The sequence below is a fragment of the Catellatospora paridis genome (genome assembly GCF_009720365.1).
In the GTDB taxonomy this organism is placed as follows: Bacteria; Actinomycetota; Actinomycetes; order Mycobacteriales; family Micromonosporaceae; genus Catellatospora; species Catellatospora paridis.
Map to the genome: position 1 here is coordinate 78648 of NZ_ML769324.1, position 21510 is coordinate 100157.

18 protein-coding genes are annotated in these 21510 nt (G+C 72.6%); 3 read left to right on the plus strand and 15 right to left on the minus strand.

Translation table 11 applies throughout. The features are described 5' to 3' along the window. Positions 1-140: 140 nt before the first annotated feature. From F9C41_RS27440 to F9C41_RS27475, 8 genes are all read right to left on the minus strand, one after another. Complete coding sequence (locus F9C41_RS27440) at positions 141-1397, minus strand: MFS transporter (RefSeq protein WP_155389740.1); 1257 nt, start codon at positions 1395-1397, stop codon at positions 141-143. A gap of 67 nt (positions 1398-1464) precedes the next feature. Continuing rightward, positions 1465-1914, minus strand: a complete 450-nt coding sequence (locus F9C41_RS27445) for a VOC family protein (RefSeq protein ID WP_155389741.1) — start codon at positions 1912-1914, stop codon at positions 1465-1467. 68 nt (positions 1915-1982) lie between these two features. Continuing rightward, entirely contained in the window at positions 1983-2414 is a 432-nt protein-coding gene (locus tag F9C41_RS27450) for a DUF4395 domain-containing protein (RefSeq protein ID WP_155389742.1), read from the minus strand. Continuing rightward, positions 2411-2875, minus strand: a complete 465-nt coding sequence (locus F9C41_RS27455; protein ID WP_230690061.1) for a TlpA family protein disulfide reductase — start codon at positions 2873-2875, stop codon at positions 2411-2413. The genes F9C41_RS27450 and F9C41_RS27455 overlap by 4 nt, the downstream gene beginning before the upstream one ends. 154 nt (positions 2876-3029) lie before the next feature. Next, a complete protein-coding gene (locus tag F9C41_RS27460) occupies positions 3030-5078 on the minus strand; it encodes an MDR family MFS transporter (RefSeq protein ID WP_230690062.1) in 2049 nt (682 codons plus the stop codon). Between the two features lie 205 nt (positions 5079-5283). Continuing rightward, positions 5284-6861, minus strand: a complete 1578-nt coding sequence (locus F9C41_RS27465; protein WP_155389744.1) for a cellulose binding domain-containing protein — start codon at positions 6859-6861, stop codon at positions 5284-5286. Between the two features lie 204 nt (positions 6862-7065). Continuing rightward, on the minus strand, positions 7066-7890 hold the full coding sequence (locus F9C41_RS27470) for an SGNH/GDSL hydrolase family protein (RefSeq protein WP_155389745.1): 825 nt from the start codon (positions 7888-7890) through the stop codon (positions 7066-7068). A 117-nt stretch (positions 7891-8007) separates the two neighbouring features. After that, positions 8008-8841, minus strand: coding sequence for an SDR family oxidoreductase (locus F9C41_RS27475; protein WP_155389746.1), 834 nt, complete (start codon positions 8839-8841; stop codon positions 8008-8010). Positions 8842-9011: 170 nt separating this feature from the next. Here F9C41_RS27475 and F9C41_RS27480 point away from each other — a divergent pair, with 170 nt between their 5' ends. Then, entirely contained in the window at positions 9012-10580 is a 1569-nt protein-coding gene (locus F9C41_RS27480; RefSeq protein ID WP_155389747.1) for a hypothetical protein, read from the plus strand. A gap of 57 nt (positions 10581-10637) precedes the next feature. Here the strand turns inward: F9C41_RS27480 and F9C41_RS27485 are convergent, their stop codons facing one another. From F9C41_RS27485 to trmB, 4 genes are all read right to left on the minus strand, one after another. After that, positions 10638-11126 carry a hypothetical protein gene (locus tag F9C41_RS27485; RefSeq protein WP_155389748.1) on the minus strand — a complete coding sequence of 163 codons (489 nt, stop codon included), beginning with the start codon at positions 11124-11126 and terminating at the stop codon, positions 10638-10640. 152 nt (positions 11127-11278) lie between these two features. After that, positions 11279-11476 (minus strand): hypothetical protein, encoded by a 198-nt coding sequence (locus tag F9C41_RS27490; RefSeq protein ID WP_155370467.1) that lies wholly within the window; start codon positions 11474-11476, stop codon positions 11279-11281. A 272-nt stretch (positions 11477-11748) separates the two neighbouring features. Then, positions 11749-12759 (minus strand): golvesin C-terminal-like domain-containing protein, encoded by a 1011-nt coding sequence (locus F9C41_RS27495; protein ID WP_155389749.1) that lies wholly within the window; start codon positions 12757-12759, stop codon positions 11749-11751. Positions 12760-12912: 153 nt separating this feature from the next. Continuing rightward, positions 12913-13599 carry a tRNA (guanosine(46)-N7)-methyltransferase TrmB gene (gene trmB / locus F9C41_RS27500; protein WP_230690072.1) on the minus strand — a complete coding sequence of 229 codons (687 nt, stop codon included), beginning with the start codon at positions 13597-13599 and terminating at the stop codon, positions 12913-12915. Between the two features lie 304 nt (positions 13600-13903). On the opposite strand from trmB, the gene valS reads away from it, so the two are divergent. Next, a complete protein-coding gene (valS, locus tag F9C41_RS27505; RefSeq protein WP_155389751.1) occupies positions 13904-16438 on the plus strand; it encodes a valine--tRNA ligase in 2535 nt (844 codons plus the stop codon). 73 nt (positions 16439-16511) lie between these two features. Here the strand turns inward: valS and F9C41_RS27510 are convergent, their stop codons facing one another. The 3 genes from F9C41_RS27510 to F9C41_RS27520 form a co-directional block, all read right to left on the minus strand. After that, a complete protein-coding gene (locus tag F9C41_RS27510; protein ID WP_196279992.1) occupies positions 16512-17561 on the minus strand; it encodes an ABC transporter ATP-binding protein in 1050 nt (349 codons plus the stop codon). 58 nt (positions 17562-17619) lie between these two features. Further along, on the minus strand, positions 17620-18009 hold the full coding sequence (locus F9C41_RS27515) for a TOBE domain-containing protein (RefSeq protein ID WP_155389753.1): 390 nt from the start codon (positions 18007-18009) through the stop codon (positions 17620-17622). Between the two features lie 298 nt (positions 18010-18307). Continuing rightward, positions 18308-18880: a YceI family protein gene (locus tag F9C41_RS27520; RefSeq protein WP_155389754.1), complete on the minus strand. Its 573-nt coding sequence runs from the start codon at positions 18878-18880 to the stop codon at positions 18308-18310. Positions 18881-19120: 240 nt separating this feature from the next. Between F9C41_RS27520 and F9C41_RS27525 the strand changes: the two genes are divergently transcribed. Further along, positions 19121-21442: a transglycosylase domain-containing protein gene (locus tag F9C41_RS27525; protein WP_196279981.1), complete on the plus strand. Its 2322-nt coding sequence runs from the start codon at positions 19121-19123 to the stop codon at positions 21440-21442. Positions 21443-21510: the final 68 nt, after the last annotated feature.

The following is a 21510-nucleotide window of genomic DNA, read 5'->3' on the forward strand; positions in this document are numbered from 1 at the left end:
GCGGGGACGGGGCTCCGTCCATCTCCGGCCCCCACCCAGCACGAAGATCTGTTTGTGGACGCTGGACGTTGCCAGGGCGACGTCCAGCGTCCACAAGAACAGATCATGTACGGCCGGCGACGATCAGGCCGGGCCGCGGCTCATCGGACGTCGTCAGATGTTTCGCGGCGCGCGGCGGCGATGCCGGGTGCCACGGCGACTACCAGGGGAATCGCGCACAGCAGCAGCGTCGTCGTCACGGACAGCCGCTCGGCCAGCAGGCCGGCCGCGACCGCGCCCAGCGGCTGGCCGACGCCGAAGGTCAGCATGCGGCCGACGATGTTCACCCGGCCCTGCAGGTGCTCGGGCGTCAGCGCCTGCCGGACGCTGATGCCGTTGACGATGACGAACATCGACGCGACACCCCACGCGGCCAGCAGCGCCACGCCCACCGGCCAGCTCGGCGCGAACGCCAGCCCGACCAGCACGACGGCGCCCGCGGCCATGCCGACCAGGGTCAGCGGCTGCGGGGCGAACCGCCGCGACAGCCGCGGCAGCAGCAGGGTGGCCAAAAGCGCGCCGACGCCGCCGGCCGCGAACATCAGGCCGAGCCTGCTGTCACTCTGGCCGATGCCGAACCGCCGGTCCGCGTACACGACCAGCAGGCCGATCAGCGCACCGCCGCTGAACGCGCTGCTCACCCCGAGTGCGGTGAACAGCCTGATGGTCGGTTCCGTGAACAGGAACCGCAGCCCCTCCCGCACGTCGGCCAGCAGGCTGCGGCCGGACCGCTCGGCCGCGTCGCGGGGCAGGTTGAGCGGTCGGCCGATGGCGTACACCAGCGCCGCCGCGACGGCGAAGCTGACCGCGTCCACGGCGATGGAGGCACCGGCCCCGATCGACGCGATCATCAGGCCCGCCAGCGCAGGCATGGCGATCTGGGCGGCCGTGCTCGCCGACCACACCCGGCTGTTGGCCTCCACCAGCTGTTCGGCCCGCACGAGGGTGGGCAGCGCGCCGAAGCTCGCCGCGTCGAACCACACGCCGACGCTGGCCACCAGCCAGGCCACCGCCAGCAGGTGCCACCAGGCGGGTTCGGCGACCAGCGCGACGAGCGGCACGGTGGCCAGCAGCGCGCCCCTGGCCAGATCCGTCCACACCATGAGCCGCCGGCGGTCGGTCCGGTCGGCCATGGCCCCGGCGAGCAGTCCGAACACGAGGTACGGCGCCGCCGAGGCCGCGGCCAGCAAGGAGGTCAGGACCGGGGACTGCGTCTGGGCGTACACCAGCGCGGGCAGCGCCACCGCGGTGACCGCGGAGCCGGCCACCGAGACCACCCGTGCCGCCCACAGCCGGACGAAGTCGCCGTCGCGCCACAGGCTCACGGCACGGGGTGACTCCTGCTCGGAGAGAATCATCGCGGGAGCATAGTGCGGCTCAGGCGACCGCGCTGTCCCCGCTGGAGCGAGCCCGCCGCGCGATCGATCAGTGCAGGCAGAACTCGTTGCCCTCGGGGTCCTGCATGACCTCGCCGTAGTGGTCGGCGCCCTCGGTATGCAGCACCCGCAGGCGGGTGGCACCGGCCGCGATGAGGCGCTCGGCCTCTGCCGCGACGCGCTCGCGGCGGATCTCCAGCGGGACGCTGCGGCCGCCGCTGACCGCGAGGTCCAGGTGCAGGCGGTTCTTGCCCGCCTTCGACTCCGGCACCTGCTGGAACCAGAAGCGCGGCCCGACGCCGTCCGGGTCCTCGATCGAGTCGAGCTCGTCGGCGCCCTCCAGCTCCTCCTCCGGGATGCCCTTGCTGAGCCAGTACGAGCGCCAGGTGGGGTGCCCGTCCGGCGGCTGCTGGGGCTGGTAGTGCAGCGCGAGCGCCCAGAACTCCACCAGCCGTCCCGGGTCCGCGCAGTCGATCGTCACCTGGATCCGTGTCGCCATCAGTCCACTCCTTCGCCTTGCCCGGTCAATCCCGCCGTTCTAACAGGAGGGTCCGACAGGAGCCGGGGTCAGGATGCCGGGACGCGAGCGGCCAGGGGGCGGCCGGTCAGGCGGCGGTACGCCAGGAACAGTTCGCAGCCCAGGCACAGGCCGAAGACGGCGTTGAGGAAGGCCGCGGCCAGCGCGAAGGAGGCGGCGATCGCCCCGGCCAGCGGCGAGCCGAGCAGGTAGCCCAGGGTCGCGACGGCGGCGAAGACGAAACCGACCGCCTGCGCGAAGCGCACCGGGGCCAGCGGCTCCAGTTCGGCCGGCTTGCCGAGGCGCGGGGCGACCAGGGTGCGGTAGACCAGCCCGTACGGGCCGAGGCGGGGTGACGCCGCGGTCAGCGCGAACACGGCCGCCTGCGCCAGGGCCAGCCAGCCGGAGCCGGTGAGCAGCACGGCCACCATCACCACGGTGGTGACGGCCGCCGCGAACCGGGGGCCACGGGGGTCGGTCATGCCTTCTCCTCGGTCAGCTCGGCCGCGGCGGGCAGCAGCGGCGCGACGGCGGCCAGCACCTGGGCGCGGGTCGGCGCGCCCTGGGCCCGGCCCGCGATGCGGCCGTGCGCGTCGACGATCAGCACGGTCGGGGTCTTCCAGATGTCCAGGGCGCGGACCGCGTCCAGGCGGCTCTCCGCGTCGACCTCGACGTGGGCCACACCGGGCGTGGTGCGAGCGGCCTCGGCGCAGACGACACGGGTGGCCCGGCACGGGGCGCAGAACGCCGACGAGAACTGGAGCAGGGTGACCTGACCCGATGGCACGCCCAGCTCGGCCAGCAGGTCGGCCTGCAGGGGCGGCACGGGGTCGGCGGTGGCGGGCACGGCGCGAACCCTACCCGCCCGGCGGCGGTGGACCACGCCGTACGCGGAGGCGGCGAGCAACGCCACGCCTCCGACGATCAGCCCGGTCAGGTCCATGGTTGCCAGCGTGACACGTGATCACCCGGTCTGGCGATGATCATCCCGAGGATCGGACGCGGTTCACACTCCGGCAACGCCGTTTTCACGCACCGCGGCGCGAACCCGCCCGGCCGTCGGCTCGCATCCGGCGCAGGACACGGGCACCGGGCGCCTACGCCCGGTGCCGGCCGGGACCTGCCCGTACGGGAGCCGCCGGGAGTGCCGGGACCGCCGAGACCGGCGCGGGCGGGGTCTCGTCCTCGAACACGAGCTCGCGGCCGGCCTGGCGCACCGCCTGCTCGAACTCCTCGTCGGAGGTGTCGTCCCAGTCGGACAGCTCGCCCGACAGCCACTGCCGCCAGGCGGTCGCGATGCGGTCGTACTCGGCGGTGCCGCGCGGGGTCAGGGCCACCGTCCCGTCGACCGCGCCCAGGTAGCCGTCGACGACGTAGCGCTGGAACGCGGGCCAGAGCACCTGCGGCGGCAGGTGGTAGTGCTCGGCGATGTCGGCCACCCGGGCCTGCCCGTAGTGCTCGGCGAACAGCACCACCCGCGACAGGCACCAGGCCAGCCCGACCCCGCCGTCGACCCCGGCCGAGGCCAGCACCTGCGGTGCGACGGCGTTGCCCTTCTGCCGCCAGACCGTGGCGACGGCCCGCTCCAGCTGCTCGGTGCGGTCCGGCGACTCCGGCATGCCGAAGCCCTCGCCGAGATCCGTGGCCGCGGCGCGAGCCGTGTCGCGCAGCGGCACCTGCTTGAGGAACAGTGCGATGAACGCGGCCAGCAGACCCACCGGCACGGCCGACATGAACACCATCTGCAACGCCTCGGTGTAGCCGCCGACCACCAGCAGCCGGATCGGGGCGGGCAGGCTGTGCACGCCGGCGGGGCTCTCCAACCGGCGCGGGTCGAGCGCCCCGAGCAGCGGTCCGAACCGCTCCAGCTGCGTCTGCAGCGAGTGTGTGTACACCGTGCCGAACAGCGCCACCCCGAACGCGCTGCCGAGCGTGCGCAGGAACGTCACGCCGGAGGTGGCCACGCCGAGGTCGTGGTAGTTGACGGTGTTCTGCACGACGATGGTGAGGGTCTGCATGCTCATGCCCAGCCCGAGGCCCAGCACGAACAGGAACGCCGACTCGACCCACAGCGTGGTCAGCGCGGTCATCTGCGCCAGCAGCCACATGCCGAGCGCCGTGATCAGCCCGCCCGCGACCGGGAACCACTTGTAGTTGCCGGTGCGACCGACGATCGTGCCGCTGGCGATCGAGGTGATCAGCAGGCCGAACACCAGCGGCAGCATGCGCAGGCCCGACGCGGTCGCCGAGGCGCCCTGGACGTACTGCATGAAGGTCGGCAGGAAGGTCAGCGCCCCGAACATGGAGAAGCCGACGATGAAGCTGAGCAGCCCGCAGACGGTGAACACCGGATTGCGGAACAGCCGCATCGGCAGCATCGGCTCCCGTGCCCGCAGCTCCACGACCACGAACAGCAGCAGTGCGACCAGACCGCCGACGCCCAGCCCGATGATCTCCGGGGACAGCCATGGGAACTCCGTGCCGCCCCAGCTGGTCATCAGGATCAGGCAGGTGGAGGCGACCGCGATCATGGCGATGCCGAGGTAGTCGATGATCGGGCGGCGGGAGGTGGGCAGCTTCGGCATGGTCGAGCCGCAGATGAGCATGACCAGCAGGCCGAGCGGGATGTTGATGTAGAACGCCCACCGCCAGGACAGGTGGTCGGTGAACAAGCCGCCCAGCAGGGGTCCGAGCACGGTCACCACGCCGAAGACCCCGCCCAGCGCGCCCTGGTACTTGCCGCGCTCGCGCAGCGGGATGTAGTCGGCGATCAGGGCCATCGCGGTGACCAGGATGCCGCCCGCGCCGGCACCCTGCACGCCGCGCCAGGCCACCAGCCAGGCCATGTTGTGCGCGAACCCGCAGAAGAACGAGGCCACGATGAAGACCGCGATGCTGATCTGGAACAGCAGCTTGCGCCCGAACAGGTCGCCCAGCTTGCCGGCCAGCGCGGTGGCGATCGTCTCGGCCAGCAGGTACGCCGTCACCACCCAGGACAGGTGCGACGCCCCGCCCAGGTCCCCCACGATGGTCGGCAGCGCCGTTCCCACGATCGTCTGGTCCAGCGCCGCCAGCAGCAGCCCGAGCGCCACCGTCCCGAATACGGCGTTACGCCGCACCGAGCTCAGCTCGCCACTGCGGTCCATGTGATCACGATAATGGCGTATCCGCCTCATGTTCCGGGTTCACCCGTGATCCACCGACTTGCCGGGCACCTGTGCGTATCTTGACCGCGGATACGCCCGGTTGCCAGGCAAATCGGTGGATCGTCGCGTCGCCGCGGCCGGCCTACCCCGCCGGGAGGGGACCCGGCCCGCGCATCGGGGGATGGCCGCGGGCCGGGGGTTCGGGTCAGCGGGTGAAGCCCGCGGTGATCCGGGTGAACTCCCAGTCGGGCTGGGCGATGCCGCTGCAGGCGGCCTGGACTCCGCCGCCGGCGCAGCCGCGGTCACGGTTGACCGACCAGAACGCCAGGCGCGCGATCGCGTTGGCGTTGGCCCAGTCCTTGATCTGGGTCCAGGTCGCGGTGCTGGTCAGCTCCTGCTGGTCGGACAGGCCGTTCATGCCGGAGATGCCCAGGTGGGCGTTCGCCGTGGCGTCGTTCCAGCCGAACGCCGTCTTCAGCGCGTTGCGCAGGCCGACCGCCGCGTTGACCGTGCTCTGGTACATGTTGGCGCCGCCGCCGAAGTCGAACGGCATGATCGTGAAGATGTCGATGTTCGCGCCCGTCGCCGCCGCCTGGTTGATCAGGCGGGTGCCCCAGTAGCTCGGGCCGGTGGTCGTGGTGCCGAACGTGAGGATCGTCTTGATGCCGGGGTTGTTCTGCTTGACGATCTTCAGCGCGCCCAGGATGCGGTCCTGCACGACCTCGCTCTCGAACTCGTCGGTGTTCTCGATGTCGACGTCGATCGCCTTGAGGTTGTACGCGTTGATGACCTGCTGGTACGCCCCCGCCAGCGCGGCCGCCGAGGAGCAGTTCGGGCCGAGCTTGTTGCCGCTCCAGCCGCCGATCGACGGCACGATCTCGCCGCCCGCGGCCCGGATCGCGTTGATGGTGGACTGGTCGGCCCCGCCGGTCAGCGGGCGGCTGCCGTCCCAGGCCGGCGTGCAGCCGCCGCCGGACAGGATGAACGCCATGGTGAACCACTTGATGCCGGTGGCGCTCATGACCGTGGCGGGCGCGGGCGGGTTGCCCCAGCCGACGTAGTAGTACGGCGCGGCGCCCTTGAAGTTCGAGGTGGGGCAGCCGGTCGTGGTGCCGCTGACGGCGTTGCTGGCCAGCGACTCACCGCTGTTGTTGTACGCCTTCACGGTGTACGTGTGCGCGGTGCAGGTGCCCAGGCCGCTGTGCGTGGCGGAGGTGCCGGTGACGGTGGCGCGCACGGTGCTGCCCTCGTACACCCGGTAGCCGGTGACCGTGCCGGTCGACGCGCCCCAGCTCAGCGAGATCGAGCTGTTGGTGACCGAGGTGACGGACGGGTTGCCGGGCTTGCCTGGCACGCCCGCCGGCGGCGGCGAGGAACTCGGCGGCGTGCCGCCGCCGCAGCTCGCACCGTTGACGGTGCAGTTGGTCGGGTTGCCCGAACCTGCGGCGTTGAAGCCGAAGCTGGTCGACGCGCCGGCGGCGAGGGTGCCGTTCCAGCCCACGTTCGTCGCGGTGACGTGCTGGCCCGAGGTGGTCACCGCGGCGTCCCAGAACACGCCCATGGTGGTGCCGGCGGGCAGGTCGAACTGCACGTTCCAGCTGGTGATGGTGGACGAAGTGTTGTTGGTGACGGTGAACTTGCCCTCGTAGCCGGTACCCCAGCTGGAGACCTTGGTGAACGTCGCGGTCGCGGCGTGGGCCGGCGACGACGCGACGAGGGACAGTGCGCCGGCCAGCAGCGCCACGCCGAGCGTGGCGAGCCCGGCCCGCAGGGACCTTCTCATGAGGCGGTGGTCCTTTCGAGGTAGCGCGCGGCGGGCGACGGCTGCGGGGAGCACGTCGCCCGACGGCGAGCTGTGGGACGGTCATACGCTCATGAGCTTGAATGCCACACTAATTTAAAGACGGTTAACAGTAAAGAGTGTTGTCGATTCTGGCATGCGCGAAGGGGCGCCCCAACCCCGCGGAGCGCCCCCGGTCCCGTCAGCTCACCAGTTGTGGCCGGCGGCGTACGAGATCTGGGCCAGCACCGTCTGCCCGGCCGTGTTCGGGTGGAAGTAGTCCCACGTGCTCACCTGCGACAGCGCGAACGGGTAGTTGAACACCGCGTTGTCGTCGAAGTCGCAGTTGGCCCCGTAGGCCGCGCACGCCTGCGCGAGCTGGGCGTTGAAGTCGACGACCCGCTGGCGCACCCGGTCGCGGCGGTCCACATCGGCCTGCGCCGTCGAGGTCGGGTTAGCCAGCAGGGACTGGCAGATGCCGAACAGCGACCAGGTGTTGCGGGCCGACGACGAGCCCTTGCCGACCTCCCACAGCCGCTTCACGTCGGGAATGGAGATCACGGCCACCCGCGCGGTGGGCAGGCGCGTCTTGATCGTGCTCAGCGCGGTGTCGATGGACGCCCGGAACGCGGCCACCGAGGTCATGCTCGACTCGGAGCCGGTGCACGCGTCGTTCGCGCCGATCAGCATGGTCACGTAGTCGACGTTGCGGCCGGCCACGGTGTTCGCCTGGCCGGGCATGTCGGCGGCCTTCGCGCCGCTCTTGGCGTCGTTGTAGTTGCGGCCGTTGATCGCGGCGTTCTTGGCCAGGACGCGGCGGTAGTGGCTGTTGACCGAGGCGTAGCTGCCGGTACTGAACGAGCGGGCGGTGCAGTCGACGTACCAGCCGCAGGCGTTGAAGCCTCGGGTGATCGAGTCACCCATGCTGGCCATCGAGTTGGGGATGGGACCTGCGGCTGCTGCCGGGTTCGCCGACAGGACGACCGCGGCCAGGGCAGCGGCGAGCGCGAGGGACGGACGCGCGAGACGCATGGGAGCCTGCCTTCCGGGGGTACGGAAAACGCGGATAAGGGGGTACGAACCACCGCGCGGGCACGCGGTTACCGAAGGGTAATGTCCGTGTGGCCTAGGTCACAAGACCCGGAATCCCTATTGGTCGTCCGCTTCGGACAGTCCCGCGTCCCGCTGGTACGCCGCCCGTGCCGCGCCGTCGCCGAGCGCCACCTGGTCCGGCACCAGCAGCCGGTAGGCCAGGTCCCGGCCGGACTGCGGCAGCAGCGCCAGCAACCGGGTCAGCGGGTCCAGCCGGCCCGGCACGAACACCTCGAACCGGGGACGCCTGATCACCCGCTCCACCGCCGCGGCGACGGTCTCCGGGCGCAGCCTCGGCACCCCGCCGTGACTGGTCCCGGCGGCCAGCTCGGTCTCCACCACCGCCGGCATGACCAGGCTGACCTGCACACCCGTGCCGCGCAGCTCGTGGCGGACGGCGGCGGCATAGCCGTACACCGCGTGTTTGGTCGCGGCGTAGGTCGCCTCGCCGGGCGGGCTGATCCGGCTCGCCGCCGAGGCGATGGTGACGATCTGCCCCCGGCCGCGGGCGCGCATCCGCGGCGCGGCGGCCAGGAACCCGTGCCGCACCCCGTGCACGTTCACGTCGAACTGCCGCCGCGCGGCCTGCGCCGGTTCCTGCGCGAACGGCCCGACCCACATCACGCCCGCGTTGTTCACCAGCACGTCGACCGGCCCGAACGCCTCCTCGGCACGGTCCAGGAACGCGTCCATGCTCGCCTGGTCGGTGACGTCCAGCCCGACCGCCAGGGTGCCGGGCAGCGCCGCGGCGGCCTGGGTCAACGCGGGCAGGTCACGGTCGCCGAGCACGACGTTGGCGCCGGCCACGGCCAGCCGCGCGCCGATCGCCAGGCCGATCCCCCGGGCCGCGCCGGTCACCGCCACCGTCAGCCCCACGACGTCCCGCCCCATGCCCCGCACCCCTTCGCCCACTCCCGCACGCGCGGGTGGCACACCCTAACGCCGCCCGCGTCCCCCACGCCTCCCCGCTTGGGTACGGCGGCCGCGGGGTGACCGTCCGGGTGGGAGTGACGGGAGTCCGGGGTTTTACAGATCGTGCGGGTGCGGGCACGATGGGTCCCATGCCTGAGGGGGGACGGCTGGCGCGTGCCCGCGAGCTGGTGAGCCGGCTCGACTTCCCGGCTGCCCAGCAACAGCTGCGCGAACAGCTCGCACTCGCCCACCAGGATCCGCGGCACGCCGACGCGACCGAGGCGGACACCGCCGCGCTGTACGCCGGAGTGCTGCTGCACCTGGGTGAGCCGCACGCGGCCCGCAGCTGGGCGGCGTACGCCCACACCGCCGCCCAGGCCCTGCACGGCGACCTGGACCGGCGCACCCTGCACGCCCTCGGCGTGCTGGCCGTCTGCCTGCACCGCACCGGCGCGCTCGACCACGCGGCGGACCTCTACCGCGACCTGGTCCGCGACCTGTCCACGGCCGACGGGCCCGACGCCGACCGCACCCTGTCCGCCCGCGCCGACGCGGCGGGGGTGGAGCACGCGCGCGGCAGCTGCGCCGACGGCCGCCGGCAGCTGTCGGAGGTGCTCGCGGCGCACCTGTCCCGGCACGGCCCCGGGCACCCGGTCAACCTGCGCATGACCATCCGGCTGGCGGGCATGTGGCGCGACTGCGGCGACTTCGACCAGGCGCACGCCCTGCTGGCCACGGCCCGGGAACAGGCCGCCACGCTGCCCGCGGACGACGACGTGCACCGGCTGCTGCAGGCGGCGGTGCGGGCCCGCGCCCAGACCGACCACCGGTGCGGCACCGCGCCCTCCGCGGAGGAGGCCGGGCGCGCGCAGGACCCCGGGCCGGGCGTGCTGCCGGTGCTGATCCCGCACGCGGAGGACCTCATCTCCGGCCCGCACCAGCCCGCACCGCGCACCGCCGAGCCCGACGAGTGGCCCGACGACGAGATCTTCGAACGCTTCGACGATCCGGCCCGCCAGGCCCGCGCCGGGCGATCCGGCCGGGCGGGCGCGCCGCCGCACCGCGGGGACGACGCCGACAGCGAATTCGATGACCTGCCCGACTACCGCGGCCCGACGCGGGAGACCGACCCGGTGCGCGCGGCGCAGGTGATTCCCGCGCTGTACCTCGCGCCCGGCCGGCCTTACGTGCCCGCCGACCCGGCCTACCCGATCGCCACGACACCCCCGGCCGGGCTGCTCGTGGCGCCGAGAACGACACCGCCCCCACGACGGCGGCGCGGAGGCGGGGCGGCGGCGCTGGCCGTGGTCGCGGCCGTGGTCGCGATCGTGGCACTGGTGGGCACGTTCATCCTGGCCACGGACCGCGGCTCGGGTGAGGCGACGCCGTCGCCCGCCGCCACCCCGAGCGGCCCGGCCCCGTCGGCGCCGCCGCCGGTGACCGGGCTGGCCGTGGCCGACCTGGGCACGCGGCTGCGGATCAGCTGGTCCTACCCCGACGGCGCGGCCGCGGCGGTGGTGCTGTCGGCCGCCCCCGCCGGGCAGCCGATGCGCGCACTGCAGTCGCTGCCCGCCGGGACGGAGACGGTCACCCTGCCCGGCTTCGACCCGCGCCGGGACTACTGCGTCACGGTCACGCTGGCGTACAGCGCCGACCAGACGGTGATGGCGGCCCCGGTGTGCACCGACCGGCGGCGGTCCCCCGCGGCCCGCCCCTGATCGCCGCTGGAGCCGTGCGCCGTCCAGGCGGATCGCTGCGACGAGCCACCGGCGCGGTCACCGGGACGACCGCGCCGCCGCCGTGGCGGCCAGCTCCCGCAGCCACAGGCTCTCCCGCTTGCGCCGCTCCATGGTCGCCAGCACCGCGGCCGGCAGCGGGGCGTGCCGCAGGTGCAGCGCGACCAGCTTGGCCAGCGTCATCACCGGTATGTCGTACGAGCTGTCCTCGGCGAACGTCAGCAGCTCGGCGACCAGGTCCGGGGGCAGCTCGTCGGGCAGCAGCGGGCACAGCGCCCCGATCACGCTGTCGACGTGCCAGCCGCGGTCGGCGCTCCGGTGCCGCAGCAGCGCCCGCAGCAGTGCCGTGAGCCGTGCCGGCGGCATCGCCGCCGCCAGCTCCAGCAGCGGCCGCATCCCGTCCACTCCCGCCGCGCCGCCCGAGCGCCGCAGCGCCACCAGCGCCGACGCGGCCGCGTCGAACTCTCCGCCGCCGGCCAGGCGCTCCACCCGGTCGAGCAGTTCGGTGTAGGTCACCAGGCCGGACATCCGCCACCCGCCCAGGCGAGACGGTCCACAATGGTCTGCATCGTCATGCCGCGGGAGTGTAGGCAGGGGCACCGACAAAGAAGATCCGCCGACCCCGGACCGCGGGTGCGGCCGGGATCGGCGGACGGTGACGGTGGACGGCGAACCGCGGTTCAGCCGGCGCGGCGATTGGCCCACAGCCGCGGGCCGTGGCCCTGGCTCGACTTGGGCGTGACCGCCTGCTTGCCGTACGCCTGCTGCTGGGTCTTCTTGCCCTTGGCCCGGCGCTCGGCGCGGTTCATGGGCTGCTGCTCGACCTCTTCCGCGGTCTCGTCCGCGGCGGGGGTCTCCGAGCTGTGATCTTCACGCATGAATGTCTCCTACGGATGCGGGCACGCCGACGCTTGCCGGTACGGGCAGGGGCGTGGTTAAAGACGGATCAGACGGCGCGGGCCCGTGGGCCGGCGCGGCACGCTCGCCGCGCAGGTGACACGGCGCGGGCGTGGGGATCACGCTCAGATGTACATGCGCAGGAGCCTAGCAGGCCGCACGATGATCCGCATCCGCGCAACGGGGCCTGCGCACGCAGCCGTGCCCGCGCCGCCGGGGCGGCACGGGCACGGCTGCGGTCTGGCAGTGCGGGTCAGACCCGGGTGAGCTTCACGGCGTCGGCGATGACATAGCCGGCTCCGCCGCTCCAGCGGCTCACCCCGACGGCGTTGTAGTCGCCGGCGGCGAGGCTGAAGGTGCCCAGGTTCACCCAGACTCCCCCGCTGCCCTGCTGGTTGACGTGCACCGTCTGATTGCCGCCGGTGGTGGCGACGACGTACGGCGTGGTCGCGTTGTAGCCCGTGTTGGCCGGATACCAGACCTCGACCCGGTAGCTGGCCGTCGCCGGGATGTTGAACTTGTACCAGGCGGCGTCCGAGACGGCCTCCGGGTTGGCGAACCGGTAGTCCGCGCCGAAGCGCTGCGCCGAGTACGTCGAGGTGCCCCAGTTGGCCGAGGCGGTGAACCGGCCCGCGGTGGTGTTGTCCACGGTCGACGTCCACGACGGCGGCGGCGTCGTGCCGTTGACCAGCTGCATGAAGTAAGACCAGTTCCAGCGGGCACCCGGGTCGGTGTGGGTCGCGCCGGGGACCTCGTTGTGGCCGATGATGTGGGCGCGGTCCCGCGGGATGCCGTACTTGCTGGTCACGCTGCGCACGATGGCCGCCGAGGCCTGGTACATGGCCTCGGTGTACCAGCCGTCCTGCTCCACGAAGCCCTCGTGCTCGATGCCGATGGACTGCGTGTTGTAGGTCCAGTTGCCGGCGTGCCAGGCCACGTCGGCCTCGCGCACCATCTGGGTGACCGCGCCGCCCTTGGACACCACGTAGTGGGCGCTGACCTGCGCGGCCGGGTTCTGGAACCAGTTGATGGCGCTGGTGTACGAACCCTGGACGGTGTGGATGACCACGTAGTTGATGTTGTAGTCGGACTCACGGCTGGCGTTGGTGTAGTTGCTGGTGCTGGCGGGCACCCAGGCCGCCGGGCCGTAGTCGGTGCTCGCCTGCGCGGCGGTGGGCACGGACAGCAGCGCGCCGAGGGTCAGCGCGACGCCGCCCGCGAACGCCGCGGCACGGCGCAGCAGGGGTGTGGCGGTAGCCACCATTCGAGGCCTCCCGGGGTAAGAGGATCTGGTGGCCACACATTAATGAGAATACATCGATGTCGTCGATAACCTACGAGTAACAACTCGACGACGAAACTTAACTCCAGAACACGCGCACGCGAACCCCCGGGAAGGTCGCTGAGGCGGGGGCGGTCAGGCGGTGCGGCGGTAGAGCAGGTCGAAGATCCGGCGACCGGCGGCGATGCCGCGCTGCTCGAACTTGGTGACGGGGCGGTGCGCCGGGCGCGGGGCGAAGCCGTCGTGCAGGTTGGCCAGGCCGTCCGCGGCGTCGAGCACCTCGGCCATCTGCTCGGCGTAGTCGGCCCAGTCGGTGGCGCAGTGCAGCACGCCGCCCACGGCCAGCCGCGAGCGCAGCAGCGCCACGTTGTCCGGCTGGATCAGCCGCCGCTTGTGGTGGCGCACCTTGGGCCACGGGTCGGGGAAGTAGACGTGCACCGCGTCCAGGCTGTCCGGCGCCAGCATGTGCCGCAGCAGGTGCAGCGCGTCGCCCTGGGCGACCCGGACGTTGGCCAGGCCGCGCTCCTCGACGACGGCCAGCAGGTTGCCCAGGCCGGGCGGGAACACCTCGACGGCCAGGTAGTCGCGGCCGGGGTCGGCGGCGGCCATGGCGACCGTGGCGTCACCCATCCCGGAACCGATCTCCAGCACCAGCGGGGCCCGGCGGCCGAACAGGGCCGCGGTGTCCAGCGGCAGGTGCGTGGGCGGCTCGGCCGGGTCGGCGATGGTCACCCCGTAGACGGGCCACAGCCTGGTCAACGCGTCCTCGTGCCGCCCGCTCACCCGTCCGCGACGGGGGTAGAACGTGGTGATGCGCGTCATGTGGCGGTCGCCGTCGAGGGCGTCGGCCAGCTCAGAGGTGGTCACAAGAGAATCAGGATACAGCGGCGGCCCCCGGCGCCGAACGGGCGCGACACGGGACGGCGCGGAACCGGGCGACCGGTTATCATCGACGCAACGGACGACGTCGGAGGAGGAGCCATGACCCACACGCTCTTCACGTCGTTCGTCGTACGCGTAGCCGACTCGGGCCGCGCGTAGTCTCTTCGATCGCCGCGCCCCAGGGCGCGTGGCGGTCACCCCACCTCTCTCGCGTTCGGGCGCCTTTCCCCACCGAGGTGAGGTCATGAGCCTTCCGGACAAGCCGACCATCGACGGTCTGCCCGACAAGTGGGCGCAGCGCTGGGAATCCGAGCGCGTGTACCGCTTCGACCGAGACGCGCCGCGCGAGCGCGTGTTCGCCATCGACACCCCGCCCCCGACCGCCAGCGGTGAGCTGCACGTGGGGCACGTGTTCTCGTACAGCCAGACCGACATGATCGCCCGGTACCAGCGCATGCGCGGCCGGGCGGTGTTCTACCCGATGGGCTGGGACGACAACGGGCTGCCCACCGAGCGCCGGGTGCAGCAGTTCTACGGGGTGCGCTGCGACCCGTCGCTGCCGTACGACCCGGGCTTCACCCCGCCGGACAAACCGGGCAAGAACCAGGTGCCGGTGTCGCGGCGCAACTTCATCGAGCTGTGCGAGCGGCTGACCGCCCGCGACGAGGAGGCGTTCGAGCGGGTGTGGCGGCTGGTGGGCCTGTCCGTGGACTGGTCGCTGCTCTACACCACCATCGGTGCGCGGGCCCGCGCCGTGTCCCAGCGCGCCTTCCTGCGGGCGCTGGCCCGCGGGGACGCCTACCCGGCACAGGCGCCGACGCTGTGGGACACCACGTTCCGCACCGCGGTGGCGCAGGCGGAGCTGGAGGACCGGGACCGCCCGGGGGCGTACCACCAGCTGATCTTCCACCCCGACGCGGCCGGCGCCGCACCGATCACCGCGGCCACGCAGAGCCAGCCGGTGGTCGTGGCGACCACGCGCCCGGAGCTGCTGCCCGCCTGCGTGGCGCTGGTGGCGCACCCGGACGACGAGCGATACCGGCCGCTGTTCGGCGGCACGGTGCGCGTGCCACTGTTCGGCGCGCGGGTGCCGGTGCTGGCGCACCGGCTGGCCGACCCGGCCAAGGGCACCGGCATCGCGATGGTGTGCACGTTCGGCGACACCACCGACGTGATCTGGTGGCGTGAACTGGACCTGCCCACCCGGCCCGTGCTCGGCTTCGACGGCCGCTTCCTGCCCGACGCCCCGGACGGCCTGTCCGAGGACGGCCGGGCGGCCTACGCGTCGCTGTCCGGGGCGACCGTGCACACCGGCCGTGAGCGCATCATCGCGCTGCTGCGCGAGCGTGGAGAGCTGCTCGGCGAGCCGGAGCCGATCAACCATCCGGTGAAGTTCTACGAGCGCGGCGACAAGCCGCTGGAGATCGTGTCCACCCGGCAGTGGTACATCCGCAACGGCGGGCGCGACGAGGCGCTGCGCGAGCGGCTGCGCGCACGCGGGCAGGAGCTGAACTGGCAGCCCGCACACATGCGCACCCGCTACGAGCACTGGGTGAACGGGCTGGCCGGGGACTGGCTGATCAGCCGCCAGCGCTTCTTCGGCGTGCCGATCCCGGTGTGGTACCCGCTCGACGCCGACGGCGTGCCCGACCACGACCGGCCCATCACCCCCGCCGAGCACGCGCTGCCGATCGACCCCAGCTCGGACACCCCGCCCGGGTACGCCGAGGACCAGCGCGGCCGACCGGGCGGGTTCACGGCCGACCCCGACGTGATGGACACCTGGGCCACCTCGTCGCTGACGCCGCAGATCGCGGGCGGCTGGGGGTTCGACGACGACCTGTTCGCCCGGGTGTTCCCGATGGACCTGCGCCCACAGTCGCACGAGATCATCCGTACCTGGCTGTTCGCGACGGTGCTGCGCGGGCACACCGAGCACGACGCGCTGCCCTGGCGCACCGCGGCCATCGCGGGCTGGATTCTCGACCCGGACCGCAAGAAGATGTCGAAATCGGTGGGCAACGTGGTGACGCCGCTGGGCCTGCTGGAGGAGCACGGCTCCGACGCGGTGCGCTACTGGGCCGCGGCGGCCCGGCCGGGCGCCGACACCGCCTTCGACACCGGCCAGATGCGGGTGGGCCGGCGGCTCGCCATGAAGATCCTCAACGCGACGCGCTTCGTGCTGGGCCTCGGCGAACCAGCGCCGGACGCCCAGGTGACCGAGCCGTTGGACCGCGCGCTGCTGGCCGCGCTGCAGCCGGTGATCGCCGAGGCGACCGCGGCGCTGGAGCAGTACGACCAGAGCCGGGCCCTGGACGCCGCCGAGCGCTTCTTCTGGCTGTTCTGCGACGACTACCTGGAGCTGGTGAAGCTGCGCGCCTACGGCCAGCACGGCCCGGCCGCCGGCGACTCGGCCCGGCTCGCGCTGCGCACCGCGCTGTCGGTGCTGCTGCGGCTGCTCGCGCCGGTGCTGCCGTTCGTGACCGAGGAGGCCTGGTCGTGGTGGCAGCCCGGCTCGATCCACCGCGCCGCCTGGCCCACCCCGGCCGAGCTGGACGCCATGGCGGGCGATCCGGCGCCGCTGGCCGCCGCGACGGCCGCGATCGAGGCGGTGCGCCGCGCGAAGTCCGAGGCCAAGGTCTCGATGCGCACCCCCTTGCGCACCCTGACCGCCCCCGACGACGACGCCTTCTCCCTCATCGAACGCGACGTCCGCGACGCCGGCGTGATCACCGCCGTCACCCGCCACCCCTCCCCCACCTACCTAGCCCACGTGTGAAAGGAAGGGCACCTTCGCATCGCCATGCGTAGCGGAAGGTGCCCTTCAAACGCCTGCCGGGACGGGTGCCGGGTCAGTACGGGTACGCGCGGGTCTCGGTGGCCTTCACGGCGGCCCATACCTCGGTGCCGGGCAGCAGCCCGAGCTGGGCGGCGGCCGCGGGCGTGATCTCGGCGGCGGCGCGGATCGGGCCGCCCAGCTCCACCCGCAGGTGATCGCCGTGCGGCAGCACGCCGACGACGGTGGCCGCCCAGGTGTTGCGCGGGCTGCCCGCTGGCTGCTGCGGATGCAGCGCGACCGCGGACGGCGGGAAGGCCAGGAACGCGTCACCGTGCACCTCGTCGTCGGCGACCATGGCGAACCCGCCGGGCAGGGTGACGGTGTGCCCGGCGGCCCGGCCGCGATACAGGTTCAGGCCGACCAGCCGCGCCACGTACTCGGTGCGCGGCCGCGCGGTGACGCTCGCGGCGTCGCCCTCCTGCACGATCCGGCCGTCCTCGACGATCACGAGCCGGTCGGCCAGCACCAGCGCGTCCAGCGGATCGTGGGTGACCAGCAAGGTCGCGCCCTCATGGGTACGCAGATCGTGGTGCAGCCGCGCCCGGGTCTCCATCCGGGTGCGGGCGTCCAGGGCGGCCAGCGGCTCGTCGAGCAGCAGCAGGTCCGGGCTCACCGCCATGGCCCGCGCCAGCGCCACCCGCTGGGCCTGCCCGCCCGAGAGCTGCCGGGGCCGCTGCCCGGCCAGCGCGGTCAGGTCGACGCGGGCCAGCCAGCGGGCCGCCTCAGCGCGCGCGACACGGCGCGACGCGCCCCGCGCCTGCGGGCCGAAGGCGACGTTGTCGAGCGCGGACAGGTGCGGAAACAGCAGATAGTCCTGGAACACCACGCCGACGCGGCGGCGCTCCGGCGGGATGAAGATCCCGGCGGCCGGGTCGTCGAGGACCTCCTCGCCCAGCCGGAGCCGCCCGGCGTTCAGCGGCAGCAGCCCGGCCAGCGCGCGCAGGGCCGTGGTCTTGCCCGCGCCGTTGGGCCCCAGCAGCGCCACGACCTCGCCGGCGTCGAGGGACAACGCCAGGTCGAGCCGGAACCCCGGCCGCTCGACGACCAGGTGCGCGGACACCAGCGCCCGCTCCGCGGGCCAGCCCCCGACCGTCGACCCCGTGCCGACGGCGGTCCGCGGGTCAGTCACGTTCGACCACCACGTTGGTGGACTTGATGACGGCGACGGCGACGCTGCCCACGTCGAGGCCGAGTTCCTCGACGGCCTCGCGGCTCATCAGCGACACCACCCGGAAGGGGCCCGCCTGGATGTCGACCTGGGCCATCACGGTGTCCTTGACGATGGCGGTGACGATGCCGCGCATCCGGTTGCGGGCCGAGGAGCGGTCGGCGCGGCCGTCGGGATCGTCGGCCTGGCTGCGCGCGTACGCCGCCAGGTCGGCCCCGGCCACCATCCGGTGGTCGTGCTCGTCGCGGTGCGCCCGCAGCCGGCCCGAGTCGACCAGCCGCCGCACCGTGTCCGCACTGACGCCGAGCAGCTCCGCGGCTTCACCGATCCGAAATGCGGTCATGCCGCGAATCTACCCCTGGCATCTGCGACAGCTGCGCGGTCCGGCCCTCCGGTAAGTCGGGCAGCTCGGCCGCAGCGGGGCCGCCGCCGGACATGTGTCGGGGAACCCGCCGCCTCGAGGAGAAGGAAGGCGGCGGGTTCCCCGATCGCCGGGCGCCACACGCGGCCACGTGTGCGCCCGGCGGGTTGCGGCCGTGACCGGCCGGACGCCTCCCGCAGGTCCCGAGGTGCTCCCCCAAGCACCACGGGGCGGGGCGTCAGCGGACCTCTGGTCGCGGCCGCGCGGAGCCCGAGTGGGCTCAGGCCTGGCGGGTGGCTTCGCCCTCGATCTCGATCTTGAGGGTCTTGCCGACCAGCACGCCGCCGGTCTCCAGCGCCTGGTTCCAGGTCACGTTGTAGTCCTCGCGGTCGATCTCGGTGGTGGCGGTGAAGCCGATGATCTCCTGGCCCCACGGGTTCTTGTTCACGCCGCCGAACTCGAGCGAGAGCTCGACCGTCTTGGTGACGTCCTTGATGGTGAGCTCGCCGACGAGGGTGAAGTCCTCCCCCGACACGGCCCGCAGGCCGGTGCTGCGGAAGCTCAGCTCCGGGAACTTCTCGACCTCGAGGAAGTCACCGGTGCGCAGGTGGTTGTCGCGGTCGGCGACACCGGTGTCGATGCTCGCGGTCTGGACGACGGCGTTCACCGACGAGGCCAGCGGGTCCTCGGCGATCACGATCTCGCCGGCTACATCCTTGAACGAACCGCGCACCTTGCTGACCACCATGTGCTTGATCACGAAGCCGACGCGCGTGTGCGCGGGGTCGATGGCGTAGGTGCCCGCCGTGGGGATGGTCAGGCCGTTCCAGGTGCGAGCGCTCAGCGTGGTCATGTCAGTGCCTTCCGGTTGGTCGAAGCTGTTTACGTGACGGTTCAACTATACGCATCGCAACGATATTTCCCCCAACGCCACGCTGTTTTCCGGGTCACCACCACAGGTGCATTAACAGGTAGACCGCGTAGCCGGTCGACATATGCCCATTTCAGATGAGATGCACGCCACAAATCCTGGCACAACGGGGAACTCCGTGCAGTCTTGAGCATCCCGCTCCTCTCCCCCGAAGGTGCCGCGATGCCGCTCAACCGGATGACTCGACTCACGCTGCTCGCCGTGGTCGCGGGAGCCGTGGTCGCCGCCGGAGCGATGCCCGCCGCCGCACTGGCCAACTGGGCGGTGGAGAAGTCCGCGCCCGCCTACGACACGCTCCCCGAGGTGCTCAAGCACCCCACCACGGCGCAGGCCAGCTACCTTTACGCCAACGACGGCAAGACCGTCGTCACCACCTTCTACGACGAGAACCGCCGCGACGTGACGCTGGCCGAGGTGAACCCGGTCGTGCCGCAGGCCGTGGTGGCCGCCGAGGACGCCCGCTTCTACTCCCACCACGGCGTGGATCTCAAGGGCGTGCTGCGCGCCGTGGTGGCCAACGGGGCCAGCGGCGGCGTCTCCCAGGGCGCGTCCACGCTGACCATGCAGTACGTGCGCAACGTGCTCAAGAGCGACCCCTCGCTGTCGGCCGAGGAGCGGGCCACGGCCACCGAGCAGACCCCCACGCGCAAGATCCGCGAAGCCCGGTACGCGCTGGCGGTCGAGAAGGAGCTGAGCAAGGCGCAGATCCTTGAGCGCTACCTGAACATCGCGTACTTCGGCTCCGGCGCGTACGGCATCTACGCCGCCTCGCACACGTACTTCTCCAAGGACCCCGCGCAGCTGAGCTTGAGCGAGGCGTCGCTGCTGGCCGGGCTGCTCCAGTCGCCCGAGGCGGACAGCCCGCTCAACGGCGGCATCGAGCGTGCCCTGGCCCGCCGGGACTACGTGCTCACCGCGATGACCGGCACCGGCGCGATCACCGCCGCGCAGTCCGCGACTGCCAAGGCGAGCACGCCGGTGGTCAAGAAGGGTTCGAGCCCCAACGACTGCACCGCGTCACGGGCCGGCTGGGGCTTCTTCTGCGACTACTTCCGCAGCTGGTGGCGCGACCAGGACACGTTCGGCGACACCGCGGAGGACCGCGAGCAGGCGCTGCGCCAGGGCGGCTACCGCATCGTCACCACGCTCGACCCGAAGCTCCAGAACGCGGCGCAGGCCCAGGTGACCAAGGTGTACGGGAACACCGACAAGCGCGCCCTGCCGATGGCGGTCGTCGAGCCCGGCACCGGCAAGGTGCTCGCGCTCGCGGTGAACCGCTACTACAGCGCCGCGCCCGGCGCGGGCAACACGATGAACCAGCTCGTCGCCGGCGGCACCGGCATCCACGGTTACCAGGCCGGTTCGACGTTCAAGATGTTCACCATGCTGGCCGCGCTGGAGGCCGGCAAGACCCTGGACACCCGGTTCGACGCGCCGACCAAGCTCACCACCGCCTGGCCCGAGGCGCCCGGCCCGGCCAGCTGCGACGGGTTCTGGTGCCCCCGCAACGCCAACCCGGAGTTCATGGACGGCGAGCGCGACATGTGGACCGGCTTCGGCCGATCGGTGAACACCTACTTCGTCTGGCTGGAGCAGCAGGTCGGCGCGGACAAGACGATCGAGATGGCGCAGCGGCTGGGCGTCAGGTTCCGGCACCCCGACAACGCCTCGCACGCGGCCACGGACGCGGCCGGCTGGGGCTCGTTCGTGCTGGGCGTCTCGCTGACCACCCCGCTGGACCTTGCCAACGCGTACGCGACGCTGGCCGCCGACGGCGTGTACTGCTCGCCGCTGCCGGTCACCGCGGTCACCGACGGCGCCGGCCGGCAGTTGGACGTGGCGAACACGTCGTGCGCGCCGGCGATCAGCCCGGAGATCGCGCGGGCGGCCACCGACGCGGCCCGCTGCCCGGTCGGGCAGTCCGGGGCGTTCGGCCGCTGCGACGGCGGCACCGCCACAGCGGTGTCGGGGCTGCTCGGCGGGCGCGCGGTGGCCGGCAAGACCGGCAGCTCGACGGACAACATGACCGAGTCGTTCGTGGCGTACACGCCGCAGCTGGCCGCGGCCGCCATCGCGGCGAACCCGGACACGCCCACCGACGCGGTCGGCGCGGCGGTGCTGTCGAAGGTGTACCGGGCCGTCGGGGCCACGCTGGCGACCGGTTCGCAGGGGCTCGAGGTCAAGGACTTCCCGGCCCCGCTGCGCGAATCGGCGTTCTCGTCCCAGCCCGACCCGGAACCCTCCGACGAGCCCCGGGACGAGTCCCACGACGGGAACAATTCCCACGACAACGGCGACGACCGACCCGGCCGTGGCGACGACAACAGCAACGGCAACGGCGACAGCGGGAGCGACAACGGCTCCGGCGGCGACAACGGCTCGGACGGCGACGGGAACAGCGGCAGCGGTTCCGGCGGTCACGGCCGACCGGGCCGTGGGGGCGGCCAGGCGGGCGGCGGTCAGCTGCCCGGATCGGGCCGCTGACGCCGGCGCTGTCGCACAGGCGCAGGCCAACTGCCACAGAGGGTTAAGAAGGGCACCTTCTACAACGC

Coding starts and splice junctions, on each gene's coding strand:
- valS (WP_155389751.1), top strand. CDS start 13,904: ATGAGCCTTCCGGACAAGCCGACCATCGACGGTCTGCCCGACAAGTGG.
- F9C41_RS27445 (WP_155389741.1), bottom strand. CDS start 1,914: ATGGCGACACGGATCCAGGTGACGATCGACTGCGCGGACCCGGGACGG.
- F9C41_RS27450 (WP_155389742.1), bottom strand. CDS start 2,414: ATGACCGACCCCCGTGGCCCCCGGTTCGCGGCGGCCGTCACCACCGTG.
- F9C41_RS27470 (WP_155389745.1), bottom strand. CDS start 7,890: ATGCGTCTCGCGCGTCCGTCCCTCGCGCTCGCCGCTGCCCTGGCCGCG.
- F9C41_RS27480 (WP_155389747.1), top strand. CDS start 9,012: ATGCCTGAGGGGGGACGGCTGGCGCGTGCCCGCGAGCTGGTGAGCCGG.
- F9C41_RS27465 (WP_155389744.1), bottom strand. CDS start 6,861: ATGAGAAGGTCCCTGCGGGCCGGGCTCGCCACGCTCGGCGTGGCGCTG.
- F9C41_RS27455 (WP_230690061.1), bottom strand. CDS start 2,875: ATGGACCTGACCGGGCTGATCGTCGGAGGCGTGGCGTTGCTCGCCGCC.
- F9C41_RS27440 (WP_155389740.1), bottom strand. CDS start 1,397: ATGATTCTCTCCGAGCAGGAGTCACCCCGTGCCGTGAGCCTGTGGCGC.
- F9C41_RS27475 (WP_155389746.1), bottom strand. CDS start 8,841: ATGGGGCGGGACGTCGTGGGGCTGACGGTGGCGGTGACCGGCGCGGCC.
- F9C41_RS27520 (WP_155389754.1), bottom strand. CDS start 18,880: ATGACCACGCTGAGCGCTCGCACCTGGAACGGCCTGACCATCCCCACG.
- F9C41_RS27495 (WP_155389749.1), bottom strand. CDS start 12,759: ATGGTGGCTACCGCCACACCCCTGCTGCGCCGTGCCGCGGCGTTCGCG.
- F9C41_RS27515 (WP_155389753.1), bottom strand. CDS start 18,009: ATGACCGCATTTCGGATCGGTGAAGCCGCGGAGCTGCTCGGCGTCAGT.
- F9C41_RS27485 (WP_155389748.1), bottom strand. CDS start 11,126: ATGTCCGGCCTGGTGACCTACACCGAACTGCTCGACCGGGTGGAGCGC.
- trmB (WP_230690072.1), bottom strand. CDS start 13,599: ATGACGCGCATCACCACGTTCTACCCCCGTCGCGGACGGGTGAGCGGG.
- F9C41_RS27490 (WP_155370467.1), bottom strand. CDS start 11,476: ATGCGTGAAGATCACAGCTCGGAGACCCCCGCCGCGGACGAGACCGCG.
- F9C41_RS27460 (WP_230690062.1), bottom strand. CDS start 5,078: ATGGACCGCAGTGGCGAGCTGAGCTCGGTGCGGCGTAACGCCGTATTC.
- F9C41_RS27525 (WP_196279981.1), top strand. CDS start 19,121: ATGCCGCTCAACCGGATGACTCGACTCACGCTGCTCGCCGTGGTCGCG.